This window comes from Nakamurella sp. UYEF19 (assembly GCF_040546275.1).
Taxonomy (GTDB): domain Bacteria; phylum Actinomycetota; class Actinomycetes; order Mycobacteriales; family Nakamurellaceae; genus Nakamurella.
The window spans coordinates 62,147-88,406 of record NZ_JBEPNO010000024.1; the positions used below are offsets into that span (position 1 = coordinate 62,147).

General features: G+C 68.1%; 25 protein-coding genes. 15 read left to right on the plus strand and 10 right to left on the minus strand.

Annotation, left to right across the window (positions count from 1 at the left end; all coding sequences use genetic code 11):
• Position 1 precedes the first annotated feature (1 nt).
• From ABIB25_RS23625 to ABIB25_RS23660, 8 genes are all read left to right on the plus strand, one after another.
• The gene (locus ABIB25_RS23625) at positions 2–961 is read left to right on the plus strand and encodes an ABC transporter permease (RefSeq protein ID WP_354530979.1); all 960 of its coding nucleotides are present in this window, start codon (positions 2–4) and stop codon (positions 959–961) included.
• Complete coding sequence (locus tag ABIB25_RS23630; RefSeq protein ID WP_354530980.1) at positions 958–1,854, plus strand: ABC transporter permease; 897 nt, start codon at positions 958–960, stop codon at positions 1,852–1,854. The genes ABIB25_RS23625 and ABIB25_RS23630 overlap by 4 nt, the downstream gene beginning before the upstream one ends.
• Positions 1,854–3,989: a dipeptide ABC transporter ATP-binding protein gene (locus ABIB25_RS23635; protein WP_354530981.1), complete on the plus strand. Its 2,136-nt coding sequence runs from the start codon at positions 1,854–1,856 to the stop codon at positions 3,987–3,989. Before ABIB25_RS23630 ends, ABIB25_RS23635 begins: the two co-directional genes overlap by 1 nt.
• Before the next feature lie 56 nt (positions 3,990–4,045).
• Positions 4,046–6,001, plus strand: a complete 1,956-nt coding sequence (locus ABIB25_RS23640) for a CocE/NonD family hydrolase (protein WP_354531012.1) — start codon at positions 4,046–4,048, stop codon at positions 5,999–6,001.
• Positions 5,998–6,714 (plus strand): TetR/AcrR family transcriptional regulator, encoded by a 717-nt coding sequence (locus ABIB25_RS23645; protein ID WP_354530982.1) that lies wholly within the window; start codon positions 5,998–6,000, stop codon positions 6,712–6,714. The genes ABIB25_RS23640 and ABIB25_RS23645 overlap by 4 nt, the downstream gene beginning before the upstream one ends.
• A gap of 63 nt (positions 6,715–6,777) precedes the next feature.
• Positions 6,778–8,025, plus strand: a complete 1,248-nt coding sequence (locus tag ABIB25_RS23650; protein ID WP_354530983.1) for an aromatic ring-hydroxylating oxygenase subunit alpha — start codon at positions 6,778–6,780, stop codon at positions 8,023–8,025.
• 10 nt (positions 8,026–8,035) lie between these two features.
• Complete coding sequence (locus ABIB25_RS23655) at positions 8,036–9,115, plus strand: FAD-binding oxidoreductase (protein ID WP_354530984.1); 1,080 nt, start codon at positions 8,036–8,038, stop codon at positions 9,113–9,115.
• A 521-nt stretch (positions 9,116–9,636) separates the two neighbouring features.
• Positions 9,637–10,368 (plus strand): carbon-nitrogen hydrolase family protein, encoded by a 732-nt coding sequence (locus tag ABIB25_RS23660; protein WP_354530985.1) that lies wholly within the window; start codon positions 9,637–9,639, stop codon positions 10,366–10,368.
• A 42-nt stretch (positions 10,369–10,410) separates the two neighbouring features.
• Here the strand turns inward: ABIB25_RS23660 and ABIB25_RS23665 are convergent, their stop codons facing one another.
• The 9 genes from ABIB25_RS23665 to ABIB25_RS23705 all read right to left on the minus strand — a co-directional run bounded on the left by ABIB25_RS23665 (position 10,411) and on the right by ABIB25_RS23705 (position 14,645).
• Positions 10,411–11,133, minus strand: a complete 723-nt coding sequence (locus ABIB25_RS23665; RefSeq protein WP_354530986.1) for an AAA family ATPase — start codon at positions 11,131–11,133, stop codon at positions 10,411–10,413.
• A gap of 121 nt (positions 11,134–11,254) precedes the next feature.
• Positions 11,255–11,461: a CsbD family protein gene (locus ABIB25_RS23670; RefSeq protein WP_354530987.1), complete on the minus strand. Its 207-nt coding sequence runs from the start codon at positions 11,459–11,461 to the stop codon at positions 11,255–11,257.
• A 139-nt stretch (positions 11,462–11,600) separates the two neighbouring features.
• The gene (locus tag ABIB25_RS23675; protein ID WP_354530988.1) at positions 11,601–12,161 is read right to left on the minus strand and encodes a hypothetical protein; all 561 of its coding nucleotides are present in this window, start codon (positions 12,159–12,161) and stop codon (positions 11,601–11,603) included.
• Between the two features lie 79 nt (positions 12,162–12,240).
• A complete protein-coding gene (locus ABIB25_RS23680; protein ID WP_354530989.1) occupies positions 12,241–12,717 on the minus strand; it encodes a DUF6286 domain-containing protein in 477 nt (158 codons plus the stop codon).
• A gap of 68 nt (positions 12,718–12,785) precedes the next feature.
• The gene (locus tag ABIB25_RS23685) at positions 12,786–13,214 is read right to left on the minus strand and encodes an Asp23/Gls24 family envelope stress response protein (RefSeq protein WP_354530990.1); all 429 of its coding nucleotides are present in this window, start codon (positions 13,212–13,214) and stop codon (positions 12,786–12,788) included.
• A complete protein-coding gene (locus tag ABIB25_RS23690) occupies positions 13,211–13,408 on the minus strand; it encodes a DUF2273 domain-containing protein (RefSeq protein ID WP_354530991.1) in 198 nt (65 codons plus the stop codon). The genes ABIB25_RS23685 and ABIB25_RS23690 overlap by 4 nt, the downstream gene beginning before the upstream one ends.
• A 111-nt stretch (positions 13,409–13,519) precedes the next feature.
• Positions 13,520–13,774, minus strand: a complete 255-nt coding sequence (locus ABIB25_RS23695; protein ID WP_502919893.1) for a hypothetical protein — start codon at positions 13,772–13,774, stop codon at positions 13,520–13,522.
• 2 nt (positions 13,775–13,776) lie between these two features.
• Positions 13,777–14,178, minus strand: coding sequence for a hypothetical protein (locus ABIB25_RS23700; protein WP_354530992.1), 402 nt, complete (start codon positions 14,176–14,178; stop codon positions 13,777–13,779).
• Positions 14,175–14,645, minus strand: a complete 471-nt coding sequence (locus ABIB25_RS23705) for an Asp23/Gls24 family envelope stress response protein (RefSeq protein WP_354530993.1) — start codon at positions 14,643–14,645, stop codon at positions 14,175–14,177. Before ABIB25_RS23705 ends, ABIB25_RS23700 begins: the two co-directional genes overlap by 4 nt.
• A gap of 211 nt (positions 14,646–14,856) precedes the next feature.
• Between ABIB25_RS23705 and ABIB25_RS23710 the strand changes: the two genes are divergently transcribed.
• Genes ABIB25_RS23710 through ABIB25_RS23720 form a run of 3 tightly spaced genes read left to right on the plus strand, consistent with a single transcriptional unit; the run spans position 14,857 to position 16,465 of the window.
• Positions 14,857–15,483: an RNA polymerase sigma factor gene (locus tag ABIB25_RS23710; protein ID WP_354530994.1), complete on the plus strand. Its 627-nt coding sequence runs from the start codon at positions 14,857–14,859 to the stop codon at positions 15,481–15,483.
• Positions 15,474–16,070 (plus strand): hypothetical protein, encoded by a 597-nt coding sequence (locus tag ABIB25_RS23715; RefSeq protein WP_354530995.1) that lies wholly within the window; start codon positions 15,474–15,476, stop codon positions 16,068–16,070. The genes ABIB25_RS23710 and ABIB25_RS23715 overlap by 10 nt, the downstream gene beginning before the upstream one ends.
• Positions 16,067–16,465: a hypothetical protein gene (locus tag ABIB25_RS23720; RefSeq protein WP_354530996.1), complete on the plus strand. Its 399-nt coding sequence runs from the start codon at positions 16,067–16,069 to the stop codon at positions 16,463–16,465. The genes ABIB25_RS23715 and ABIB25_RS23720 overlap by 4 nt, the downstream gene beginning before the upstream one ends.
• A gap of 210 nt (positions 16,466–16,675) precedes the next feature.
• Here the strand turns inward: ABIB25_RS23720 and ABIB25_RS23725 are convergent, their stop codons facing one another.
• Positions 16,676–17,146, minus strand: coding sequence for a hypothetical protein (locus tag ABIB25_RS23725; RefSeq protein ID WP_354530997.1), 471 nt, complete (start codon positions 17,144–17,146; stop codon positions 16,676–16,678).
• 429 nt (positions 17,147–17,575) lie between these two features.
• Here ABIB25_RS23725 and ABIB25_RS23730 point away from each other — a divergent pair, with 429 nt between their 5' ends.
• The 4 genes from ABIB25_RS23730 to ABIB25_RS23745 all read left to right on the plus strand — a co-directional run bounded on the left by ABIB25_RS23730 (position 17,576) and on the right by ABIB25_RS23745 (position 26,233).
• The gene (locus ABIB25_RS23730; protein WP_354530998.1) at positions 17,576–18,118 is read left to right on the plus strand and encodes a sigma-70 family RNA polymerase sigma factor; all 543 of its coding nucleotides are present in this window, start codon (positions 17,576–17,578) and stop codon (positions 18,116–18,118) included.
• Between the two features lie 383 nt (positions 18,119–18,501).
• Positions 18,502–21,966: a lipopolysaccharide biosynthesis protein gene (locus ABIB25_RS23735; protein WP_354530999.1), complete on the plus strand. Its 3,465-nt coding sequence runs from the start codon at positions 18,502–18,504 to the stop codon at positions 21,964–21,966.
• Positions 21,966–22,796: a hypothetical protein gene (locus ABIB25_RS23740; RefSeq protein WP_354531000.1), complete on the plus strand. Its 831-nt coding sequence runs from the start codon at positions 21,966–21,968 to the stop codon at positions 22,794–22,796. The genes ABIB25_RS23735 and ABIB25_RS23740 overlap by 1 nt, the downstream gene beginning before the upstream one ends.
• Positions 22,793–26,233, plus strand: a complete 3,441-nt coding sequence (locus ABIB25_RS23745) for a glycosyltransferase (RefSeq protein ID WP_354531001.1) — start codon at positions 22,793–22,795, stop codon at positions 26,231–26,233. The genes ABIB25_RS23740 and ABIB25_RS23745 overlap by 4 nt, the downstream gene beginning before the upstream one ends.
• The last annotated feature ends 27 nt before the right edge of the window (positions 26,234–26,260 follow it).

A 26,260-nucleotide genomic window follows, 5' to 3' on the forward strand; every position in this document is an offset into this window, starting at 1 on the left:
CATGCTCGGAAAGCTGATTGCCCGGCGGCTGGCCCTCGCGCTCCTGACGATCGTGCTGGCCACCGTGCTGGTCTTCGTTGCGCTGCAGGCGCTGCCGGGCAATCTGGCCACCCAGATCCTGGGCAAGGACGCCACCCCGGACGCGGTCGCCCAGCTGACGGCGCAGCTGCATCTGGACCGACCCGGCTGGCTCCGCTACCTGACCTGGCTGGGCGGCGCGGTGCACGGCGACTTCGGTACCTCGCTGGCCACCGGAGACTGTGTGGTCAGCATGGCCGGCGACTACCTCCGGAACACCGCGGTGCTGGCCGGCATCACCATCGTCGTCGGCATCACGTTGGCCGTGATCCTCGGTGTGGTGGCCGGTCTCACCCGCGACCGCCTGCCGGACGTGCTGATCTCGGGCGTGGCCCTGATCGCCATGAGCGTCCCGGAGTTCACCCTCGCGACACTCCTGGTCCTGGTGTTCGCGGTCAAGCTCGCCTGGTTCCCGGCTGTGGTGACGGACGGTCCGGACGCCTCGCTCCGCACCATCCTGCACAACGTGCCGCTACCGGCCGCGGCCCTGTCGATCGTGATGGCGGCGTACATCGTCCGGATGATGCGGACCAGCGTCATCGACGTGATGGCCAGTGAATACGTGGCGATGGCCACGCTCCGCGGCCTGCCGCGCCGTCGGGTGCTGCTGCACCACGCGCTGCCGAACGCCCTGCTTCCCGCCCTGAACGTCATCGCCATCAACATCGCCTGGCTGGTCGGCGGGGTGGTGGTGGTCGAGGCCGTCTTCAACTATCCGGGCATCGGCACGCTGATGCTCGATGCCGTCCACAACCGGGATGTCCCTGTGCTGCAGTACATCGCCGTCATCGGCGCGCTCGTCTACGTGGTCTCCAACCTGCTGGCGGATCTTGCGGCCACCGCCCTGAATCCGCGGCTCCGTACCCCGGCGCGTGCGTCATGAGCGGGATCACCACCGGTTCACCGGGGGATACGGCGAAGGGTGACGCACCTCGCGGTAGCGGCACGCTACGGTCCCTGCTGGGATCACCCATCGCGATGACGGGCGTCATCCTGGTCTTGCTGCACGTGGTGATGGCAGTGGCGGCGCCGTGGCTCGCACCCTATTCACCGATCGCCACCAGTCCGCTGGACGCCATCGTCAACCCGTCGTCGTCGCACTGGCTCGGCACCGACCAGTTGGGCCGGGATGTGCTGTCCCGGGTCATCTACGGCGGCCGCAACGCCATGCTGATCAGCGTGGTCGCCGCGGTGCTGTCCGTCGGGATCGGTACCGCACTAGGCATGGCAGCAGCCTATTTCCGTGGCTGGTTCGACGAGATCCTGATGCGGATCCTGGACGCGGTGCTGTCGGTACCCGCCATCCTGGCTCTGCTGGTGGTGGTCTCGGTCCTCGGAGCCGGCGCACCGGTGATCGTGCTGGCCGCCACCGTCGTCTACTGCCCCGCGGTGATCAGGGTGATCAGGGCCGGCGCGCAGTCCGTGGTCGGCCTTGACTACGTCACCGCGGCCAGGGCCAGGGGCGAGAACCCCTGGGCCACCATGGTGCGGGAGATCCTGCCCAACGTGCTGGACGTCGTCCTGGTCGAGTTCGCGATGCGTGCCTCCTGGATCGTGCTGCTGGTGAGCTCGCTGTCGTTCCTCGGTTTCGGCGCCAACCCGCCGACGCCCGACTGGGGCCTGATGGTGTCCGAGAGCCGAAGCCTGCTCACCGTCACGCCGTGGGCGGCGGTCGGGCCGATCATCGCCCTGGCCACCCTGATCGTCGGGCTCAACCTGGCCGCCGACGGCCTTGCCAAGGCCCGCGGCATCGACCGCATCACCGGGGGTGCCTGATGGATCTGGCGAAAACAACTACTGGGCTGCAAGTTTCGGGTATCGAGGTCGAGGCGCCGGTCGCCCTCGTCGAGAAGCTGAGGGTGTCCTACCGGGCCGGGAAGCGGTTGATCCCGGTGCTCGTCGACGTGGATCTCACCGTCGCGCCGGGCGAGACCGTCGCCGTCGTCGGCGAATCCGGCTGCGGGAAGTCCACTCTGGCGGGCGCCCTGGTCGGCCACCTGCGCGCCGGGTCCAGGATCGCCCAGGGCCGGGTACTGATCGATGGTCAGGACCTGTTCCGCAGTTCCGGTGCGCAGCTGCGGCGGATCCGCAGTGGCACGGTGGCTTTCGTCCCGCAGAACGCGGGACATGCGCTGACGCCGTCGATGCGGGTCGGCGACCAGATCGGCGAGGTCCTTCGGTTCGGTCGGGGAATGGACAAGGCGGCCGCGCGGGCCGAGGCCATCCGGCTGTTCGGGCTGGTCCGCCTCCCCACTCCGGACCAGTTGCTCACCCGTTACCCGCACCAGCTCTCCGGGGGCCAGCTGCAGCGGGTGGCCATTGCGATCGGCATCGCGGGGGCGCCGCGTCTACTGGTGATGGACGAGCCGACCACCGGTCTGGACGTCGTCACCCAGGCCGGAATCCTGGCCCTGCTGGCAGACCTGCGGGACACGCTGGGTCTGGCCATCGTCCTGGTCAGCCACGATCTCGGCGCAGTGGCCCGCCTTTGCGACCGGATGCTGGTGATGTACTCGGGTCGGGTCGTCGAGGCCGGCCCGACCGCCGAACTCTTTACCGCGCCGGCACATCCGTACACCCGTGGTCTCTTGGCGAGCGTGCCCCGGATCACCGCCCCCGGACTGCCGGTCGGCATGACGGGTGGCTCGCCGATCGGTCCGGGAACGATGCCCGGATGCGCCTTCGCGCCGCGCTGCCCCTTCGCGCAGCAGGCCTGCACCCACGATCCGGTGCCCGAACTGACCAACCGCCCCACCCTGACCGACAGCCGGGTCTCGGCCTGCCTGCGAACCGAACACGTGCTGGCCCAACCTGTCTGGACCGCCCAGGTCCGGCCGCGGGTGCCAAGGGAGTTCGGCCCGGTGCTACTGAGTGTCACCGGGCTGCAGGTGGACTACCGGTCGAAACCCGATGCCGCCAGCGGACCGACCGTCGACGGGATCGATCTCGAGGTCCGGCAGGGCGAGGTGGTGGCGCTGGTGGGCGAGAGCGGCAGCGGAAAGTCCACCATCGCCTGGACTCTCGCCGGCCTCCGTCGGCCGACGGCCGGCGAGCTCACCCTGCACCCCCGCACAGCCGGGGAGGCCGGCGGTACCGCCGGCACCGCCGACCTGACGCTCCCGGCCGCCAAACGCGCGCCGCAGTGGCGACGGCAGATCCAGCTGGTGTTCCAGAACGCCGACACCTCGCTGAACCCGCGGCGCACGGTCGGCGATGCCGTCGCGCGGCCGCTGCGACTGCTCGGCCTCCGCGGCCGGGAGGCAAGGGTGCGTCGCGACGAGGTGTTCGCCGACGTCGGTCTGCCCACCTCCTTCGCCGATCGACTGCCGGCCCAGCTGTCCGGCGGTCAGCGGCAGCGCGCCGGTATCGCCCGGGCGCTGGCCGCCGATCCGGCACTGCTGTTGGCCGACGAAGTCGTGTCCGCACTGGACGTCTCGGTGCAGGCTTCGGTACTCGGGCTGCTCGACGACCTGCGCACCGAACACCAGTTGGGCTACCTGTTCATCGGGCACGATCTTGCGGTCGTGCGCGGTCTGGCCGACCGGGTGGTCGTGCTCTACCTCGGCCGGATCTGCGAGGAGGGCACGGTCGACGACGTCTTCGGCGCGCAGGGCGCCGGTGAGGTGAACCACCCGTACACCCGGTTGCTGTTGGATTCGGTGATGGACCCGATGCCGGGAGCGGTCGCTCGGATCGCGGATGCCTCAGCGCCACGGACGAAGGCCGACGAGCCGGAATCGGCGCCGCCACCGGTCGGTTGCGCGTTCTACCGCCGCTGCGAGCAGCGCATCGAGGGCGTCTGCAACACGCAGGCACCGCCCGTCCGGCAGCCCGTCGACGGCCACCGCATCCGCTGTCACCTACCGCTGACCGATCTGGACCGCTCCGACGAACTGGTCGAGGTCCGGTGACGAGCATCCTGCAAACCTTCGACCTGGTCGAGGTTCTCGACCACGTGCTGATCGAGATGACCGACGGCACCAGGCTCTCGGCGCGGATCTGGCTGCCGGCCGATGCCGGGACGAGACCGGTCCCCGCCCTGCTGGAGTACCTGCCGTACCGCAAGGGCGACTGGACCGCGCCGCGCGATGCGCAGCGCCACCCCTGGTATGCCGCGCACGGCTACGCCTCCGTCCGGGTCGACCTGCGTGGCTCCGGCGACTCCGAAGGTGTGATGACCGACGAGTACAGCCCCACCGAACTGGCCGACGGCGTCGAGGTGATCAACTGGTTGGCCCGTCAACCGTGGTGCACCGGCGCTGTCGGGATGTTCGGCATCTCCTGGGGCGGTTTCAATTCCCTCCAGCTGGCTGCGCTCGCGCCCGAGCCCCTGAAGGCCATCGTCACGGTCTGCTCGACGGACGACCGCTACGCCGACGACGTGCACTACTTCGGTGGTGCCGTGCTGGGCATCGACATGGCGGGCTGGGCCACCACCATGCTCGCCTTCACCGCGCGGCCGCCGGACCCGACGAGGGTCGGGCCGGCCTGGCGTGAGATGTGGCAGCAGCGACTGGATGCCACCGAGCCGTACCTGGACAAGTGGCTGGCCCACCAGGAACGCGACGGGTACTGGCGTCACGGCAGCGTCTGCGAGGACTACGCGTCGATCGGGGCGGCGGTCCTCGCCGTCGGTGGTTGGGCCGATCCCTACCGCAACACCGTCTTCCGGCTGCTGGAGAACCTCTCCGCACCGGTCAAGGGCATCGTCGGGCCGTGGTCGCACCAGTACCCGGACCGCGACCTGGAACCGGGGCCGGCCATCGGGTTCCTGCAGGAGACGCTGCGCTGGTGGGACCACTGGCTCAAGGGGGTCCCGAACGGGGCGCAGGACGATCCGGCGCTCCGCGTCTGGATGCAGGACTCCGTCCGGCCCGCCACGCGCTATGAACAGCGTCCCGGCCGCTGGATCGGCGAAGCCACCTGGCCGAGCCCGGCCGTGCAGTCCGTCGGGTATCCGTTGGACGAGATGACCTGTGCCGCGGCGGTTACCGGCCGGGTGACGGTGTCCTCACCCCAGCACACCGGGATCGACGCCGGTCGCTACTTCCCTTTCGGCAACCCTTCCGACCTACCACCCGACCAGCGGGCCGAGGACGGCCGGTCGGTCTGCCTGGACACTGCCCCCCTTGGCACTGCGGTGGAGATGCTCGGGATCGCGACGTTGTCGCTCCGGCTGACCGCCACCGCGGCGGCCACCGTGGTGGTCCGGATCTGCGACGTCGCTCCCGACGGGAGCTCCACCCTGGTCACCCGCGGCTGCCTCAACCTGTTGAGCCGGGCCGGGATGGACACCGTCGCCCCGGTGATCCCCGGTCGGGCAATGGATGTCGAGATGCCACTCGTGGCGATGGCCTGGTCGTTCCCGACCGGGCACCGGATCAGGGTCGCGATCAGCAACAGCTACTGGCCGTGGGTGTGGCCTCATGCCGACCCCTCCGTGCTGTCGGTCGATCTCGCCGCCGGCGTGCTGCGACTGCCCTGTCGGGCGTCCGATCAGCCCGGGGAGCCGGTGACCTTCGAACCTCCGGAACAGGCGGAGCCGCTGGCCGTGGTGCTGCACGGCACCGCGGCGGGCACTCCTGAGCGGGAGGTGCGGTACGAGCCGGCAAGCGGTCGGTGGACGCTGAGCGTCGATCCGAACTACGGCGGCAGCCGCACCTATCCCGACGGTCTGGTGTTCCACGAACAGGCCCGCGAGACGTATTCCATCGTGGCCGACGATCCGCTGTCGGCAACCGCCAGGTCCAGCTGGCAGATCGGGCTCGTCCGCGACGGCTGGGACGTCCGCATCGACGCCGCAGCATCGATGACGGCGGACGCGACGGACTTCGTGACCGAACACCGTTTGGCCGCCACGCTGAACGGCGACCAAGTCTTTGTGAACACCTGGCGGCGGCGCATTCCGAGGACGTCGTGTTGACCGGCCGAACGCCCGCCAGGGATGCGGGCCGCAGTGCAGCCCACGCTGCAACCGTCGCCACGGGTGGCCCCGTGGCGCGGGCCAAACGACGGGGCGAGCGGGTGCGTCAGCCGACCGAGATCCGGCGCCAGCTGATTGTGGAGGCGGCGAGGATATTGATCGCCGAACGTGGGCTCTTCGCCGCAACCATGCGCGACATCGCCCACGGTGCAGGGGTTTCACTCGGAACGGTCAGCTATCACTTCGCCGGTATCGCGGAATTGTTGTCCGAGGTCCTGCACTTCGAGATGGACGACTTCTACCGCCCGATCTCGGCCAGGGCGGCACTGGAACCAGATGGCCCAGCCGCACTGCGGACCATCATCGAGGGGTTCTTCGCGGATGGCGACCGGACGGTCGAGCACTGGCGGCTCTGGCTGGACTTCTGGACGTTGTCGGCCCACGACAAGTTCTATGCGGAATGGCAGGTCGAGGTCTACGTCCAGTGGCGGGCCGACGTGGTGGAGATCCTGGAGCGTGGCCGGTCGGCCGGAACGTTCGAGTTCGGCGACATCGACGTGGCCGCGATGGAATTCATGGCCGTCTTCGACGGCTGGGCCGCCCAGGCCTTCCTACCCGGTGGCCCGATCGGACCGGAGCGGGCCAGGTCGCTGCTCCACGACTACGTCACCCGGCGGCTGACGGCCGGACCGTCCGGTGTCCACCACCACTGACCCTCCGCACCCGCAATACCCGAGCGACCGCAGGCAAGAAGCACGAATGGAAGAGGCAGCACCGTGACCACCAGCTCGATCCGAGAAGACATCGCCGGATTGATCGCCACCCGCACCCCGGGCCGCTCCCTGGAAGGCGACCTGTACGTCTCCCCGGGGGCGCTCGACGTCGACCTCGACGCGATCTTCTACCGGTCTTGGATCTTCGTCGCGGTAGAGCCGGACCTGCCGGATGCCGGTGACTACGTCACCGTCTCGGTCGGGCGCTACTCGGTGATCATCACCCGCGACGACGACGAGGAGATCCGCGCCTTCCACAACGTGTGCCGACACCGCGGATCTCGCCTGCTGGACGACAAATGCGGCTCCATCGGCAACATCGTGTGTCCCTACCACCAGTGGACCTACAACCAGCAGGGGCATCTCCTGCATGCCGAGTCGGCGCCGGCCGGTTTCGACCGCTCCCTGTTCTCTCTCCGGAAAGTGGCGCTGCGCAACGTTTCCGGTCTCGTGTTCGTCTGTCTGTCCGACGATCCGCCGGAGGACTTCGACGACTTCGCCGCCCGCGTGACCCCGTATCTGGCCCCCCACCAGCTACCGAAGGCCAAGATCGCCCGTCAGGTCGACATCGTCGAGAACGGCAACTGGAAGCTGGTGATGGAGAACAATCGCGAGTGCACGCACTGCGGTGGGCATCCCGAGCTGCTGTGCTCGCTGTTCCCGGTGTACGGGTATCAGGAGTCCGACATCGGCCCGCGGCTGCGGCCGGCCTGGGATCGATATCTGGCCGCCAAGGCCGAGTTCGAAGGAGTCTGCGCCCGGAACGGCCTGCCCTGGAGGGCGATCGAGGAGCTCGACACCCGGCCCACCGGATTCCGGATCGAACGGGAGCCGCTGGACATGGCGGGCGAATCCTTCACCATCGACGGCACCCTGGCCAGCCGCAAGCTGATGGCAGACTTCACCGAACCCCGCCTCGGCCGGTTGTCGATGCACCTGCAGCCCAACGCCTGGTTCCATTTCCTCTCCGACCACGTCGTGACGTTCTCGGTGCTACCGCTGACGGCCGACAGCTCCCTGTTGCGGACCACGTGGCTGGTCGCCGCCGACGCGGTCGAGGGGGTCGACTACGACGTCGACAAGCTGACCTACGTGTGGCAGCAGACCAACGACCAGGACCGGGCTTTCGTGGCCAGGGCCCACGCCGGGGTCGGCAACCCGGCCTACGTCCCCGGGCCGTACCTTCCGCCGGAATATCAGGTGGAGGCCTTCTGCAACTGGTACGTCCAGCGAGTGCGAGAGATCCTGTGACGCAGACACCGTGAGTCTGCCCGTCTGGGATCCCGATCTGGACGACGTCCTGGTGTGCCGAGCGGTGCGCACCGTGACCGCGACGGTCAAGACGTTCGTCTTCGCCGCCCGCACACCGCAGCGGTTCTCCTTCCGGGCCGGACAGCACCTGGTCTTCGCCTTCGAGATCGACCCCGGGGGTGCAGACGGGGCAGAAGTCCTGCGCAGCTACACCTTGTCCTCCCCGCCGACCCGCCCGGACACCCTCTCGATCACCGTCCGCCGCCGGTCGGGCGGCGTGGTCTCGACCTGGCTGCATCATCACCTGCGCCCGGGCATGACGGTGCGCGCCATCTCGGAACCGTTGGGCGAGTTCACCTTGGAGGATCATCCGGCGCCGAGGTACCTGATGCTGGCCGGCGGTAGCGGCATCACGCCGTTCCTGTCGATGCTGCGCGGTCTGCACGACCACGGTCATACCGCCGACGTGGTACTCGTCCACGCAGCGCACACCACGGACGACCTGATCCAGCGCGCCGAACTCGAGGTGCTCGCGGCCGAGACCGTCGGTCTGCGAACCGTTCTCGTCCCGAGCTCCGATGACGGCGCCTGGCCCGGTCACCGGGGGCGGCTGTCGGCCGCGATGCTGGCGCAGATCGCCCCCGACCTCGCCGAACGGACGGTGCTCACCTGCGGCCCCGAGACGTTCATGGCGGACCTGCAGCACCAGCTGGTCGAATTCGGGTGCGATCCCGGGAACCTGCACCGGGAGAGTTTCACCTTCGCCGACCCGGCGGTCGCGCTGCAGCTCCAGGGCGCCGATCCGGCCGAACATCCTGCCCACGCCGGCTTTCCCGTCGAGTTCGCCCATCTGGGACGGACCGTGCACTGCCCGCCGGGCAGCACCGTGCTGCAGGCAGCCGCCGCGGCCGGCATCACCCTGCCGTCGTCCTGCTCGCAGGGGCTCTGCGGGACCTGCAAGAGCCGCCTGGTGTCCGGCGAGGTGGACATGCAGCACGCCGGCGGCGTCCGCCCGAAGGAGATCGCCCAGGGCCGGTTCCTGCCCTGCTGCTCGGTGCCCCTCACCCCGCTGGTCGTGGACCGCCTCTGACCCACCGGCGCAGATCCGGCCCGGTGGGTCGGGCGGCGAAGCCGAGAGGCCACGGCGTCGAATTCGACGATACTTCTCCTCGCTGGTCTGCTGCTGTTGCTTCAGAAGCGCGAAGTAGCGGTCGCGGAGGTGATGCCGACCCAGCGAGATGCCCTGATACGTCAGGAAATGCCCGATGCAGAACGGCTCTGCGACATGGCGATCGCCGGTGGCCGACAGAAACGCGTGCTGCAGTTGGCCTGCCACCCGGCCGACGTCGAACATCCGGTCGCCGCGCTTCATCCGTGCACGCCCAGACGATCGGACGTGACCTTGCGGAGGCGCTCGAACATCGGGTCCTGGCGCGAGACGTAGCCCGTGAATTTACCTTCCATTCACCCCAAGTCCCCTCGGTGGTCAGCCGCGGCGACCAGGGCCGACGTCGAGCGAATCGTAGAGTCCACGATCGCCGTCCACCAAGCCAGTGCCCCACATCCCCACCGGGTAGGTCACTCGGGACGGCGGCTTCTATCCTGGAGCCCATGGTCGGCCCGTTCGTCATCGCCGTCGCGCAACCGCCGTGTGTCCCGCTCGACATCGCCGCGAACATCTCCATCCATGCGCGGACGGTACGCGAGGCCAGGGCCAGAGTTGTGGTCTTTCCGGAGCTCTCGCTGACCGGATACCACATGGATGCGCCGACCGTCAGCCCCGGGGATCGACGATTCGCGCCGCTGGTGCAGGCCTGCGCGGACAGCGGTTCGGTGGCGCTGGTGGGCGCAGCGCTGGCGGGCCCGACAGGGAAAGGGACGGAGAAGGGATTGGAGCAGAAGGGATTCATCGCCCTCCTGGCCGTCGACGGGTCCGGTGTGTCGGTGGCCTACCGCAAGCAGTGGCTGAGCACCGAGGAGTCACGCCACTTCGTCGCCGGCGGCGCACCGGCGGTCTACGAGGTGGACGGACGCCGTCTGGGCCTGGCGATCTGCAAGGACACGAGCATCGCGCAGCATGCGGCCGACACCTCCGCCCTCGGGATCGACGGCTACGTCGCCTCGACGCTGCTGTCTCGGGAAGAGACCGCGGAACTCCCCGCCCGCGCGTGCCGGGTGGCCGCGGAGCACGGAGCCTGGGTGGCGACGGCCAGCTTCGCCGGCTCGACCGGGGAAGGTTACGAGCACGCCGCCGGCTGCTCGGGCATCTGGTCGAAAGACGGTGCCGTGATCGAGCAGGTCGGGCCCGAACCGGGGCTGATCGCCGTCGCGACGTTTGCCTGACCGACTCCGCAGAAGCACCGCACCCACTGCACGAAACGGGCGTCACCGCAGATGACGGAGGTAGATCTCCGGATCACCGAGGAACGACCGCCAGTGCCGGACCAGCGTCAGGTCCTCCCAGGTCGAGGGGCGCAGGCCCCACGGGCCCACCTCGTAGAGGACGGCTCCCGGCGTCGCGGCCACGATCGGCGAATGGGTGGCGACCACCGCCTGCGCGTTGCGGCTCTCGGCGATGTCCCGTAACACCTCGACGAGAGCCAGGCTGCCCTGGAACGACAGCGCGGCCTCCGGTTCATCGAGCACGTAGAGGCCGGAATCACCGAAACGGGCGCTGAGCACCTCGAGAAATGACTCCCCGTGGGACATCTCGTGGAACGCGGCGTCACCGCGACCGGGATTGCCCTCGAGGTACGTGTAGAAACTGTGCATGGTCTCGGCCCTGAGGAAGAACCCCCACCGCGCCCCTCCGATGCCCCTGGTCAGCCGTAGGTGCTCGTGCAGAACGGATTCGCTCGGCCGGGTGGTGTGTCGCGCACCGGTCGAACCGCCTTCGGACGACATCCCGAACGCCATCGCGATCGCCTCGACGATGGTCGATTTGCCGGCCCCGTTGTCGCCGACGAGTACGGTCAGTCCGCCCAGGTCCAGTCCATCCTCCAGCACTTGACGGACCGCCGGAATGGACCCCGGCCAGGTCGATTCCTCCAGGGGATGAGCGGTTTCGCCGCTGACCCGTTTCAGTGGCCGTCCCCACTCCGTCGCCATCTGCCCATCTTCCCCGACGGTCTGCACAACACATCACTGCGCCGCCCGTCTGCACAGCACTACGCGGCGGGCCCACGACCGGGTCGAACCGGTCGCAGATCCGCCGCGCAGCGTGAGTCGTTCAGCTACCGAAAACGTCCTTGGCCTTGTCCTTGACGGTCTCGGCCTTGTCCTTCACCGTGTCACCGGCCTGCTTGACGTCGGCCTCGGCCTTCTCCGCCTTGCCCCTGGCCTCGAGTTCGTCGTTGCCGGTGACCTTCCCGACGGTCTCCTTGACCGTGCCGACGGCTTCTTCGGCGGCGTGCTTGATCTTGTCTCCGAGCGACATGATGGTGCTCCTTCTCCTGTGGTGATAACTCGACGCTGCCCCGGTCGGGACGGCGGTATTTCGTTTCCTGCCCACGCGGATGCGTGGCGGGAGTGAGGTTCCGGGGACCCCCGACGAGCCCCGAAACGTGAGAAAGCTGTCAGGCGACCTGACGTCGCGTCCTCGCCTTTCCGACGATCAACGTGAGAAACACTGCCAGGTCGGGCTTCTCGAGAGCCTGGCGGACGTCGGCCAGGACCGGATCGACCAGCGCCGCACGAATGGCGCCGGTATCGGCGTTCTCCTCGACGGTCACCCTGAGCCAGAGCTCCGGGGCATCGTCGGCTCCGCTGAGCGCGGCCGCCGCCTGACGGACCCCGGTGATGGCCTTGATCTCGGCGACGACGGCCGACGTCAGTGCTCCGGCGGAGAGCGAGGTCCGCCCGGCTTCTGCGGTCCGATCCGTCGGCCCGGTCGTGAACGACGAGTCAGCGGAAGCGTCCCCGTCCAGACGGTCGCTGTCCATCACGAGCCGACCCAGCCGATCGGTCCGCATCTGGACCAGCAGCCACCGCAGTGCCACCAGGACGAGGAGCAGTGCAAGAACTGCCAAGGGCCAGAACACCCAGCGATTGCCGGACATCCACTGATCGACGACGGGAGGATAGAGCCGGGTGTCGGCGGCGACCGTACCGAAGCCACCGCGGTTCACGGTGATCACGGCTGCACCGACGAGTAGGAGCAGTCCTCCGAGAACGCCGAGTCCAACACGGTTTCCGCGCGCGGTCCGACCATGCATGTCAGCTCTCCCTTCGGCTCAGTTGCGAGGTGACGACGCGCGGCCGACGTGGCTGCAAGGCATCCAGCCGGTGCCGGACCGCGGACTCGGCCGCGGTCTGCAGGCCACCCACGTGCCGCAGGCCCGTGGTCATTTCAAGTCGGACCGACCGCCTCCGGATCCGGGCCTGTGCCCGGGAGATGCCGTCGATCCGGGTGGCTGCAGAGGACAACGTGCGGCGCAGACTGCGGGCCGGCAGTGCGGCGGCGGTGTGCGGGTCCGGGGCGGCCAACTCGACCAGGTGCCGGGAGGCAGGGAGCAACGAGATCGCCGTCATCACCAGACCGATGGCCCCGACGGTGATCCCGATCCCCAGGAGGGCGGGTGCGTCCCACTGGGTGCTGCGCAGGCTGCTGACCGCGGATTCGACCCAGGACGCGGGCCACGGCCGACGCAGCGCCAGGAGTGTCGCGAGAGACCCTGCTGTCACAGCGATCACGAGCACCATTACGGCAGCTACCACGCTGGCCACCGTTCGTCTGCTGCGTGGAAAGCGAACCGGGCCACTCATCGGACCCTCCGGCGCTCGACAGCCGGCCGCGAAACCTCGGCGACGTCGATGTCGACATGGTCAACACTCAGGTCGCACAGCCTCTCGACCGTGTCACGGACGTGTGCGCGGATCTGCCGGGTCGTCGTGGTGATCGGCGCCGGATAGGCGATGCCGACGGCGATGCGCAGACCCGTGATCGATCCATCCGTGACGGCATCGGCGGCCACCGCCGAACGGCCGGTTCTGATACCGACCACCCGGCGATGCAGGCCGACACAACCGGGAATCTCCTGCGCCGCTCGCGCGGCGATCTTCTGCACCACCCGGTCGGCCAATGTGGTCGTTCCGCGAAAGTCCGGGGCGATCACTCCGGCGGCAGTCCCAGAGGCGACTGCGAGCGTTGTCGTGCCCGGTCCGACGGCGTCGGGCGCCGTGGTGGTCACCGCTGGGTGCGGTCGCTGCGGCGGCCGCCCAGGTACCGCGTCAGGTCGAGGTCACCATCGACGACCCGGCCGACCAGCAGTCCGACGAGTCCGAGGACGAGAACGAGCAGGAAGACCCAGAATCCGCCGAAGGCGGCGGCGAGACCGAGAGCGAGACCGGCGAACAGTCCGACGACGGTTCCTTGATGTGTCATGGCGGTGTTGCTCCTAGCGGGAATGGTGATGAAAGTGATGCGGGAAACAGTGATGCGGGAAAGATGTTGGTGCGTCAGCACTTCTGGCGACGAAGACGTCGCCGGCACGTGCTACCGGACGCGCGGCGACCGACGCCGACGGGCTGCGATGAATCGACGGGTGCTGCGGCACAGGCGCTTGACCGTCCTGGCCACCGATCGCGTGCGGTGCACGGTCGGCCGGTGGTCGTCGTGGTCCCGGGCCCGGGACTCCCGAGCGAGGCCCTCGACGAACATGTCCGGATCCCCGCCGCGATCCGGATGGTTCTTCAGCAGCCAGGCCCGTCGGGCTCGGCGTGCCGCAGCATTCCGGTCGTCCATCGCCACGGTCAGACCTGGCCCGGCCTCGCCGCACCCGGAACGGCAGCGCCGTCCGCGGGGGTCAACTGCTCCCCCGGCAGGAGGATGTCCTCGATCGATACCTGCAGCGCCCGGCCGTCCAATATCGGGGCGACGGCGCGGCCGATGTTGTTGGCCGTGATCTGCAGGGGGGTGCCGTAGTCGGCCACCACGCGGACCTCGACCTGGTCGTCGTCGAACCGGATACCGCGGACGCCGTGCGGCGGGGCGGCGAGGGCCTCGTCTCCCGCGGACAGCGCAGCGACACCCTCGGCTCCGGCTACGGCGGACTCGATGGACCGCGCCTGCTCCGACTCACGCTCGAGAGCAGAGATCCACCGACCCGGCGTCGCGGACTCGGGCGACAACGCGCCGTCGCCGGCGCGCGTCACTGGACCCGGGCAGCGTCGGAGTCGTCGTCCTTGTTGTCGTCGCCCTCGATGTGCACGTCGCCGACCGCGATGTTCACCTCGGTGACCTCCAAGGCCGTCATCCGCTCGATCGCGGTGATCACGTTGCGCCGGATCGCCTTGGTCAGCTCACCGATCTCCACGCCGTACTCGACCACGATGTCCAGGTCGACGGCGGCCTGACGTTCGCCGACCTCGACCGAGACGCCCTGGGCCAGACTGGTCTTCGCACCGGGGATCCGCTCGCGGACGGCACCGAAGGCGCGGGCGACGCCGCCGCCCAACGCGTAGACGCCGCTGACCTCGCGGGCGGCCAGGCCGGCGATCTTCTCCACCACCGTGTCGGCGATGGTCGTCTTGCCGTGGGTGGTCACCAAGGCGGAGTTGGCCTGGACCGGGAGGTTCTTGGCCTCGGTGTCGGCCGGCTTCTCTGCGGAGGTTGTGATCATGGTGTTGATTGTCCTTTCGGTCCTCGACGCCCATCGACGGACGAAGAGTGAATCGTGGTGCGGAGGCGGGTAATGCTCCGCTCGCCGGCCAGGTGCTGATCCGGCGACCCACTTAGGACACCGGGGTTCGAACGAACCTCACGGCACTACCGCGTGACGTGGCTCACTGGTGGTGATGCGATCACGGGGAGCGGTCTGGCACGATCAGACGGTGATCGAGCTCAGTGGCGGGAACGTCCCCGTCCCCGCGGGCGACGAATCACACCCCGGCAAGCCCGAGGTCGACGAATCCGTGCTCGTGCTTCGCGCCCAGAAGGGCGATCCGCGGGCTTTCGAGACCCTGGTCCGGCGGTACCAGCAGACGATGTACGCCGTTGCCCTCCGCATACTCTCCGATCCCGACGAGGCCGAGGACGCCGCGCAGAACGCCTTCGTGGCCGCGTGGCGGCGGCTGCCCGAGTTCCGTCAGGACGCGAAGTTCTCCAGCTGGATGTATCGGATCGTCACCAATCAGGCCCTCAACCAGGCCCGCGGAAGGCAGCGTCAGGCGCAGCCCATGAGCGGGGAGGATCTGGAGTCCGCCGCCAATGGTGGTTGGTTGGCGGCCGCCCCGGTCGACCCCGAGCAGCAGGCCGAGCAGTCCGAGTTGCTCGCCGCCGTGCACCAGGCGCTGGCCTCGCTGCCCGAAGAGCTACGCGTATGTTGGCTGTTACGTGAAATCGAGGAGTGCCCCTACCAGGACGTCGCCGACATCACCGGCGTGAGTCTCTATACGGCCCGCGGAAGGATCTACCGGGCTCGTCTACGACTGGCGGAGGCAATGAGCTCATGGCGCTGAACGAGAACCAGGACGCCGGCACGGAAATCATGCCCTGCGGCCGCGACCCGCTGGAGGTCGTCGACCGGGCCCGACTGGGCCGGATGAACGCGCACATGCGGACCTGCCCCTACTGCCAGGCGATGATCACCGCCGATCTGCCGGCCGGTTCCGCCGCGACATCCCTCAGAGACGAGTCGGTGCAGGCGCCCGACACGCTGCTCCCGGCCGTGATGAGCACGGTCTGGTCGGAACTGCGCCCCGGGCGGAACATCCCGCTGCCGGCCGTCAATGGCTCGGCCTTCGCGACCGAGCAGGCGGTCACCTCGATGCTGGAGCATGATCTGGACCGATTGCCGGACTTCGTGGTGCACCTGTGCAGCGTGGAAGCGCCCGACGACGAACCCGAACCCGTGGAACCGCGGACCGCTCCGGCGTTGCGGATCGAGGTGCGCGCGGCGGCGGCCTACGCAGTCGACCTCGCGGCCCTGGCCAACCGGGCGAGAGGCGTTGCCGCCGAGACGCTCCTCCACCAGTTCGGCCTGGTGGCCGAGACGATCGACATCAACTTCGTCGATGTGTACGAGCAGCAGGGTGCAACGACATGACCGTCGAATCAGGCGACATCCCGGTCGTCGTCAGCGATCTCGCACTGGCCAAGATCTCCGCGCAGGCTGCGGTCGCGATACCCGGCGTGGTCCGGCTCGCACCGACCCTCACCAAAGTTGTCCACAGCGCCCTCAGCAGGGTCGCCCGCTCCCTGACCAATGCGCCGTCCGTCGATCACGGACCGGCCGACCCGGGTGCCGTCGAAATCGAGCAACGCACCGATGGGCCGACGGCCGTGACGGTAAGGATCATCGCGGGAGGCGACCCCTCTGTGCTCGCGACCGTCGATGCTGTCTCCGAGTCCGTCCACTCGGCCCTGATGACGCTCCCCGACCTGTCCGCGACTGCCTTCGAGGTCATCGTCGTGGTCGTGGATACCGAGCCCGGCCGTTGATACAGAGGTACGTCGAGGCAGAGGCACGTCGAGACAGCGGCACGTCGAGGCAGAGGCACGTCGAGACAGCGGCACCTGGCCTCTGTGACCCAGGTCATAGCAAGTGGGCCGTGAGGAATCGTGCGCCTGCGGTGTCCAATCCAAGCCGGACGAGCCATACCTGCACGCTGAACAGGTCAGCCGCCGTCGTTCCGCGTCTGGTGTCGACGCTCAGTGGCCGCCTGCACCGGCGATCGGCACTCCGACGTACACGGACTTCAGCTGGTCTGAGTTCGCGCGCAGGGGCTCCGGCGTTCCGGGCGGATCCACCTCGGGATCGTCGGTCCAGTGCAGTGGACCCTGGGCGGCCGCGGCGGACAGCGGGCTAGAACCTACCGTTGGCGCACTGGGTGAGCTCTCGACCCCCTGGATCCCAGGACCTTCGACCGTTCCTGCTTCCGGCTCCACGGCAACGGACTCCACAGCAACGGGCTCGGTCACGACAGGCTGGACGGGCGAGGACTCCTCCGACGCGGTGGGGAAGACCGAGACGAAGAACCCGTGCCGGACCTCCTCGGGGAGGCCGGTGTCGGCGAGGTAGGACTGCGCCGAGGTCAGCACGTCCTGGCCGTCTACCACGGTCAGATCGATGTAGGTGCCGTGCGAAATGTTCGACAGCAGGAAGGTGCGGGTCGTTGTCATGGCCGAACTTTTCCCGCGTGGCGCGCAGTTGAACCACCAGAAGGCTGATCCTCCGCGGGGGTGCCCGCGGAGCATCGAGGTACGCCGAATGGCCTGCTGGCCTAAATTCTTTGCTCCCTCATGTATTCCGTCCGCCTGCGGCCCTTGCCCTCCGATGGCATCCCACACCGCCCCGTCCATGCTTCTGGCGTCCGGGTACTCCATCACATCCAGCAGCTGTTTCCTGTTGCGTCACTTGATGTTCAGATTGTCGACCGGCGCAAGGCCATTGCTCGATGACCAGGGCACCAGAATCGGACACCGCACCGCTATAGTCGAACTGACGCTCAAGCAACGGGCGCTTCGTCCCGGACGCAGGGGTGCAAGATCGCCATTCATCCATTCGGTGCCGACCTACCCGTCTCGGAAATTTCCACAGACGGATTGCTGATGTTGGTGACCGAGGGTGATCTGCAGGCCTTCGATCAGCTCTACCGGGCAGAGTTTCCATCCGTTCGGGCGCTGGTGTTCCGGATGCTCCGTGACTTCCACCAGGCCGAAGAGGTCGCCCAAGAGGTCTTCCTCGAGGTCTGGCGGCTCGCCTCGCGGTTCGACCCGTCTCGCGGATCGGGTCACTCCTGGATCATGCGGATGGCGCGTCTGCGGGCCATCGACCGAGTTCGCCGCTGCGAAGCGGCACGCCAGCGCGATCAGGCCCACTCCGATTGCAGTCAGGTCCGTGACTTCGACGTGGTGGAGGAGACGGCTCTGCTCCGCGCCGAGGGCAGCCGCGTGCAGACCGCCCTGCTCGACCTGACGGCGGTGCAGCGCGAGGCGCTCGTCCTGGGGTTCTTCTCGACGATGAGCTATCCGGAGATCGCCGTCTTCCTCGGCGTGCCACTGGGCACCCTGAAGACCCGCATCCGCGATGCCCTGATCAAGCTCCGAGCCGTTCTCGCTCCGGAACCAACCACGCTCGCCGACGCCGCCTGACGCCAACGCCGTCGGACCAGAACGTCACCTGACACCTCGAGGCCGTCTGGAAGGAGGTCCACCGCTTCCGGAATCGTTGAAGGAGGCCGGTCATCGTGCTCACCAACAGTGAGCACCAGGGGGGTTGCTCGTTGTGATGATCACCCTATTGGCGTACTGAATCTACTTTTTTCGGTCGCAGCGACTATTTGACCGGTACTCTCGGTGAGAGTCAGCCCCAAGATCCGCGTTAAGAAGCACAGCGAGTCACGATCGGGGCAGCCGGGACAAGGTGGTCCCCGTCGACAGCCATCTCCGGGCCGTTGACCTCCGAACCCCCTCGAACTGCTGAAATGGACGGACCCATGCTGACCGAGCTAGGTGAGCGCCGAGAAGGTGATCAGGTGGACGCCGCTGTCGCTCCGGCCCGTTCTGGACTGAAGCGCGTCGCGGGGCTCAGCGCATCCCTGGTCGGGACCCAGGCGATCACCAGCATCCTCGGGCTTGCGTTCTGGACCCTTGCCACCCGGACGTTCACTGCCACCGATGTCGGTGTGGCCGGAGCAGCCGTCGCCATGATGATGCTGCTCAGCTCCCTGGGGTCGCTTGGTCTCGGAACTCTGCTCATCGCCCGACTCCCGGTCACCGCACAAGGCGATCGGCGCGTGCTGGTGCGGACTTCGCTCCTGGCGGCCGGCAGCACCACCGGCGTGCTGGCCATCGCGATACCGATGGTCGCGGTGCATGTTTTCGGCGCCGAGAATCTCCGTCCTCTCGTCGCCAATCCCCTGACGGCTCTCGCCTTCGCCGCCGGCACCGCCATCATGGCGATCGTGATGGTGCTCGACCAGGCAGTTCTCACCATTGGAATCGGTGTGCTGCAGTTCGAGCGCAACGTCCTGGCCAGCGTCATCAAGATCGGCGCCCTGGCCGCGCTGAACGCGGCCGGGGTCAACGGCGGCATGACCATCTTCGTGGCGTGGGCCGTCGGGAGCCTGGTCTCGCTCCCACTCATCTCGTTGCGTACGAGGGGTGGCTGGCACCTCCAGACCGATCGGCGACTGGCCAACCCCCAGGCTCTCAAGGGTCTCGGTCGAATGGCCGCCAGCCATCACGCGCTCAACATCACGCTCCAGGCCGCGCTGCAGATCCTTCCCATCATGGTCACTGCCCTTCTCTCGGCCAGGGAGAACGCCTTCTTCAACTCGGCGATCCTGGTGACCGGGTTCGTCTTCGCCCTTCCCTACGCCATCGCCATCAGCCTGTTCGCCTCGGCGAGTGGCAGTGAGCGCGAGGTGCTCAGCCGCATCAGGCTGACCCTCCCGTTCAGCTTGGCCGTCAGCGTGCTGGCGAACATCGCCATGTTTCCGCTCGCCGGCTTCATCCTGAGCGTCTTCGGTCGTTCCTATGCGAACGAAGGCGTCGACATCCTGCGGGCTCTGGTGCTGGCCGGAATCCCATTCGTGATCAAGGACCACTTCATCGCGCTCCGGCGGGTCCAGGGCCGGACCACCGAGGTGGTGTGGCTCTTCGGTGGATTCCTCGTCCTCGAACTCGCTGCTGCGGCGGTGGGCGCCGAACTCGGCGGGACGCTCGGACTCACCCTGGCCTGGGTGGGCGTGCTGGCCGTCGAGGCCATCGCGCTATCGGTTCCGCTCTACCGCAGCTGGCGGCGCTACCGGCACGAGGTCCGTGCGGACGGGGATGCCTTGGCTACCGCGGCCGCACCCGACGCCTTGCTACCGGACTCCTTGCTGCCGAACTCCTTGCTGCCGAACTCCTTGCTGCCGGATACCTTGCTGCCGAACTCCTTGCTGCCGAACTCCTTGCTGCCGGATACCTTGCTGCCGGACTCCTTGCTGCCGGAGACTTCGCTGACCGAGAAGCTCCTGTTTTCAGCGTATTCCGATCGCCGCGATACCGAGCCCGAGGTCATCGAGGTCGGCCCGGCGAAAGCTGGGCGCGCCACTCGCCGGAAGACGATCTCGGCGACCACCGTGCTGCTGCGCCGGCTGATCGGACCGGCGAACCTGGCCGGACCGGCCATGGTCCTGATGTCGCTGGGCGTCCTGCTGATGGCAGTCGCTGCGAATGCCGGCCGCGCGGGCAGCATCGCGGGTTGGACCCGGGCAGCGTGGATCGGCGGTCTGGTGCTGATCTTCCTGCCTGCCTGTTTCCGCATCGTCATGCGCGCGACGAGCCATGTGGAGCGCATGATCCTCGCGGTGGCGATGCCCATGATTCTCCAGTTCAGCCGGTTGGTGCTCAATCCGACCCAGTTCGCGTTCCATGACGAACTGATCCACGCGAACACGCTGCGCCAGATCGACGAGACCTCCCGGCTGTTCACCGAGAATCCGCTGCTCCCGGTCTCGGGGTACTACCCGGGCCTCGAGGTGGCGACAGATGCCATCCACCGGCTGACCGGACTGAGCGCCTTCGTGTCGAGCGTCGTGACACTGATGCTGGCCCGCGTGATCATCTCGCTCGCGATCATCGCCATCGTCGGACTGGTCACCGGTTCGCGGCGGGCCGGGGCGGTCGGCGCCGTCGTCTACGTCCTCAATCCCCAACAGCTCTTCTTCAATTCCCAGTACTCGTACCAGACGCTCGCGCTGCCACTGGCGATCCTCGCGGTGTACCTGTTCGCGGTGCGTCGCCGTCGCAGCAGGTCCGCCCTGGTGCTGCCGATCCTTGCCACGGCGATGGTCACCTTCACGCATCACCTGACGGCGATTCTGCTGGTCGGCGCGTTTGCCGTGTGGCTGCTGGTCGACCTCGTGGTCGCGCGGCATCGGCCGGCTGCCATCGAAGATGCAGGCGCCGCACCATCGACGCGGGCCGGTCGCAGGCGCGAACAGGTGCGCTCGTCCGACCGCGGTGGTCTGCTCTGGATGAGCATTTCCGGGGCAGCGATCTCCCTCGTCGGAGCTCTCAACCCGGGTAGCCCCGTTCGTACCTACCTCGAATCGATCATCTTCAGCTCGACGTCGGACGTCACCAGCCTGACCGAGGGCAAGCAGACCAAGGCGCTGTTCTCCGATGCCGCCGGCTCGGGTCCCGCTCGGTGGGAACAAGGGCTGCTGCTGACCGCGGTGCTCCTGGGGGGCCTGGCGATGGTCATCGTGCTGCGTTTCCTGTGGACCCACCGCCGGTCGCCGCGCTCGCTCCTGCTCATCGTCGGGCTCCTCGCCCTGCTCTACCCGGTCATCCCGGGGGGTCACCTCACCAGGGCCACCGCCGAGGTCGGCGACCGGGCTTCCGGTTTTGTCTTCATCGGCCTCGCCGCGGTGCTCGGATGGTGGCTGTGGCGATCGACGTGGCGCATGCGATCGCTGCTGGCCGTGGTGGCCGCAGCGGTGGTGATGTTCCTCGGCAACATCATTCTCGGCGCAGGACCGACTGCGGGACAGCTGCCGGGCCCGTACGAGATCTCGGCCGACGCCCGGAGCATCGACGCGGACAATCTGGCGGCCGCCGCCTGGCTCGCCACCGGCGTTCCGGCCGACAGCGTGGTCTACGGAGATCGCACCTCCGGGCTGCTGGCGGCCGCCGACGGAGGTCAGTACACGGTGCTCCACGTGTCCACGAACATCGACGCCTCCCGACTGCTGCTGGACCCGCAGTACACGGACAAGGACGTCGCGCTGATCCGTCGGGCGAAGTTGGACTACCTCATCGTCGACATCCGTCTCTCCACCGGCCTCCCCCACCAGGAGTACTACATCGAGAGCGGGGAGTTCGGCGCGAACGACAGGACCGGGCCGGTGCCGGCCGCGGCCCTGAACAAGTTCGCGTCCGTGCCCGGCGTGCAACGGATCTACGACAACGGTTCATTGGTCATCTACGACGTCAGGGGACTGCGCTGATGAGCACGACCACCGAGCAGGCCACGACCGATCCAGGGCCGGGGGGCGCAGCACCGTCGACCCGGTCCGGGGATCCCGGTTGGTTGAGGGACCTGGGCTGGCGGATGGCTCTCGCAGTGGTGGCCGCGACCCTCTCGGCGGCGAACTCCCCGGTCTGGCTCACGACCTCGTTCACCACCGCAGCGGTGATTGCCGTGGTCGAACGGGTGGTCAGGCACCGGAGGCGGGGCATGGTGGATGCCGCCCTCGTCGGGACGGGCATGCTGGTCGTCGTGCTCGGCCTGCTCGGTCTGGCCCTGAACTACCTCCCCGGTGGTCTCGGCCGGCTCAGCTGGACGGTTGGCGCGGTTCTGCTGGCGATCATCGTTCTCACCGCGGCCGGACTCTCGGACGAGGTTCCGGCGAGTGCGTTCCGGCCTCTGTTCAGCCGTTCCTCGTTGCCCACGGCAATCTGGGGGGTGGTGTCCGCCTCGATCCTGGCCGTCGCCCTGATCATCTCGGTGCAGTCGTTCGGCCGGACACATGTTGCCCCGCTTGACCTCTCGGCCAGCGCGGTCAAAGGCGGCTTCAGTTCGGTGACGGTCGCCGCCGGGTCCGATCAGGGGCCGTTCCAGGTGGACCTGGTGACTTCGACCGCCCGGATCACCCTGGCCAAGGACATCACCGTCTCCTCCGGGAAGTCTGTTGCCGTGCTGGTTCCGATCCCCTCCGGCGAAAGGGTTGTCGTCCAGTTGGTCCAGCCGTCGAGCACGGTGGTCCTCCGTCAGCTGATCTTCGACACCACGCCCACCGCCGGCACCACATCAGCATCGACAGGATCCAGCAGATGAGCCAACGCCCCATCAGGGTGCTCCAGGTCGTCCAACGCTTCTACCCGGAGCTCGGCGGACTGGAAACCCATGTGGCCGAGGTGACCTCGCGTCTACGGGACATGCCGGACATCGAGATCACCGTGCTCACCACGGATCGCACCGGTGACCTGCCGGCCGAGGACGAGATCAACGGGGTCAGGGTGATCCGCCGTCGCTCCTGGCCGCGAGAGAAGGACTACTACTTCTCGCCCGGTCTGGTGAAGGTGATCCGCAACGGGGGCTGGGACGTCGTCCACCTGCAGGGCGGCCAGACCTTCGTCCCGCTCGTCGGCATGCTCGCTGCCCTCTCCGCCCGCATCCCCTACGTGCTGACCTTCCACACCGGCGGCTACTCCACCGCCGGCCGATCGGTGATGGGCTGGATCCGGACCAGGGCCCTGGCGCCCCTGCTGTCGCGGTCGGCGAAACTCGTTGCGGTGAGCCGTTTCGAGAAGAGGAGCTTCTCGGCGGACACCGGTATCGATCCCGCCCACTTCACGGTCATCAACAACGGTGGAGCCCTGCCGCCGGTACCGGCGGGTGTCCTCCCGCAGCCCGGGAGCATCGTCTCCAGCGGGCGATTGGAGAAGTACAAGGGGCACCACCGCGCCATCGAGGCGCTCCCGATCATCCGGCGCACCGTGCCCGATGCACGGCTGACCATTCTGGGTGGTGGACCCTACGAGGGTGAGTTGCGCACACTGGCTGCAAGTCTCGGCGTGACGGACCACGTGACGATCAAGCACCTGCCGCCGACCGAGCGGGCCCAGATGGCGTCCGTCCTGGCCGGATCGAGCGTGATGGCTGCGCTGTCGAGCTACGAGGCCCACCCGGTCGGCATCATGGAGGCTCTTGCCCTCGGACTTCCTGTGCTCGGCTGTGACGTCGCAGGCATCGGCGATCTCGTCGAGGACGGTCTGGTCCGCGGTATCGACGTGGCCGCCGGGCCGGATGAGATCGCTGCGGCCCTGGTCGAGATGCTGGCTGCGAATTCCGACGGGAAGCCACGCAGGGCGGCCGATTTCGAACTGCCGACCTGGGAGGGATGCGCGGCAGCACTCGCCGATGTGTACCGCGAGGTCACCCCGGCCGTGTTCGATCCCCCCGTGGTCGATCCCCAGGGCGGCACCCAGCCTCCCCTTCGCATCGCGCAGATCATCACCACGCTGACCACCGGTGGAGCCGAGAAGCAACTCGAGTCATTGGTCGCCCACAGCAGCAACGCCCATCGCACGATCGCCCTGTACGAGGGCGGCACCATCGCCGACAGCATGGTGCGTGCGGGCGCGAAGGTCGACGTGCTCGGTATGGGCGGACTCCGCAAGCTCGTCGCCATCCCACGCCTGGCCCTCCGCCTACGCCGCATGCGACCGGACGTGGTCCACGTCCACCTGCTGTCCGCGCAGCTCTGGGGCATCCCGGCCGCACGCCTGGCGGGCGTGCGCACGATCGTCTCGAGCGAACATTCGCTGATGGAGACCAGCATGGAGATGCGGCCGCTCACCCCCACGCTGCACCTGATCTACCGTGCCCTGGAATCGATGGTCACCAGGACCATTGCGGTGTCCGCGACGACGAAAACCCGTTTGCTCCGTTGGGGTGTCGACGCCGATCGCATCACCGTGGTCGACAACGGCATCGACTTCGACGCGCTGGCCTTCGACGACGCGGACCGGCGCGCCCGACGTGCGGAGTTCGGTCTCGGTCCCGACGCCATCCTGATCGGCGCGGTCGGGCGACTCGACCCGGTCAAGCGGTTCCCGCAGTTGCTCGAGGCACTTGCCCCTACCCTGGAACGCGGCGCGCGGGAACTGGTACTGGTCGGCGATGGGTCACTACGCGACGGTCTGGCATCGAGGGCCACCGAGCTCGGAGTGGGCGACTGCGTGCACCTCACCGGTCCCCGGGGCGATGTACCGGCCCTCCTGGCCGCGATGGACGTGATGGTGAGCCCGTGCCGAGACGAGACTTTCGGCATGGCCGTCCTGGAGGGTCTGGGTTCCGGACTTCCAGTCGTCTACGCGGAGTGCCCTGCGCTGGACGAACTCGCGGAACGTCCGGACTGGGCGATCCAGCTGGCCCCCGCCGACGGCGCCGAGGTCGCCGAGGCCGAGAGCATCCGCCTGTCGATCGAGCAGTGCCTTTCCCTGCGGGGTCGCGATCGATTCCCATTGCCCGCATTCATCTCCGACGCCTACGGCATCGGCCGGGCCGCTGCCGCATCCGATCAGCTCTACCGAGACCTGATCGCCGATCAGGACTTCCGACCTGCCCAGAGGACACATGTGACACCCGCATCAGAAGAAGCCCACGGCGGGACCGCCGGCTCAGCGACGTCGCTCGTACTGGCCTCGCGTGGAGATGCGCTCACGCCCTATCTGTTCCGTGCGTTGGCGAAGCGGTTCGGGGTGGCCGGGCAGCTGGCCGTCGACCTGACCAAGATCCAGCGCTACGTCACCGCACTGACCACCTTCCGTCCATCCCGGACGGCCTGGGTGGAGAAGTTCTACAAGAGCTCGCGCGCGTATCGCTACCGCAGTGCCAACGCGGCCCGAGGCCTGGCCGCGGTGTCGGGCCCGTTCGACCTGGTCTTCCAGATCCACGCCCTCTTCGACATACCCGAAACAGCCAGCACGCTCTACATCGACTGCACCCACCGGCAGTCGGCCGACCACTGGCCGGCCTGGAATCCTCTCGCCGGCAGGGAGCTCGAGGAGTGGTACCGACGCGAGCGCACCGAATACCTCCGTGCGGAACATCTGTTCGCCTTCTGCGAACCCACCCGCCGGAGCCTGATCGACGACTACGGCGTGCCGGAGCACAAGGTGACCACCACCTACGCCGGGGTGAACCTCGACGAACTGCCCGAGCTCACCGGCCGGGCAGATGTGCCCACCATCCTGTTCATCGGCAACGATTTCGTCCGCAAGGGCGGCGAGGACCTACTTCGGGCCTTTGCCCTGGTGCGCAAGGTGATTCCGGACGCGGTACTGCAACTGGTCGGTACCGACCCCCGTATCCAGGCCCAGGACGGCGTCGAAGTGCTCGGCCGCATCAATGACAGGTCGAGAGTCGAACAGCTCTACCGCCAGGCGTCGGTCTTCACCGTGACGTCGTACTTCGATCCGTTTCCGTTGGTGCTGCTGGAGGCGATGGCCTTCGGTCTTCCCACCGTTTCGAGTCACTCCTGTGGGATCCCGGAGATCGTCGAGGACGGCATCACCGGAACCCTGGTGGAAGCCGGCGATGTCGACGCACTGGCCGCCGCCCTGATCGCCACTTTGTCCGATCCCGAGTCCGCCCGGGCGGCCGGGCGCGCGGGACGGGCCAGGGTCGAGAGGCTTTTCACCTGGGATGCCGTGGTCGAGCGCATGGCTCCCGCCCTCGAAGGGATCGATCGGCAGCTCACCACGTGAACCGGCGCCGCCGCTTCGGCTTCGCCG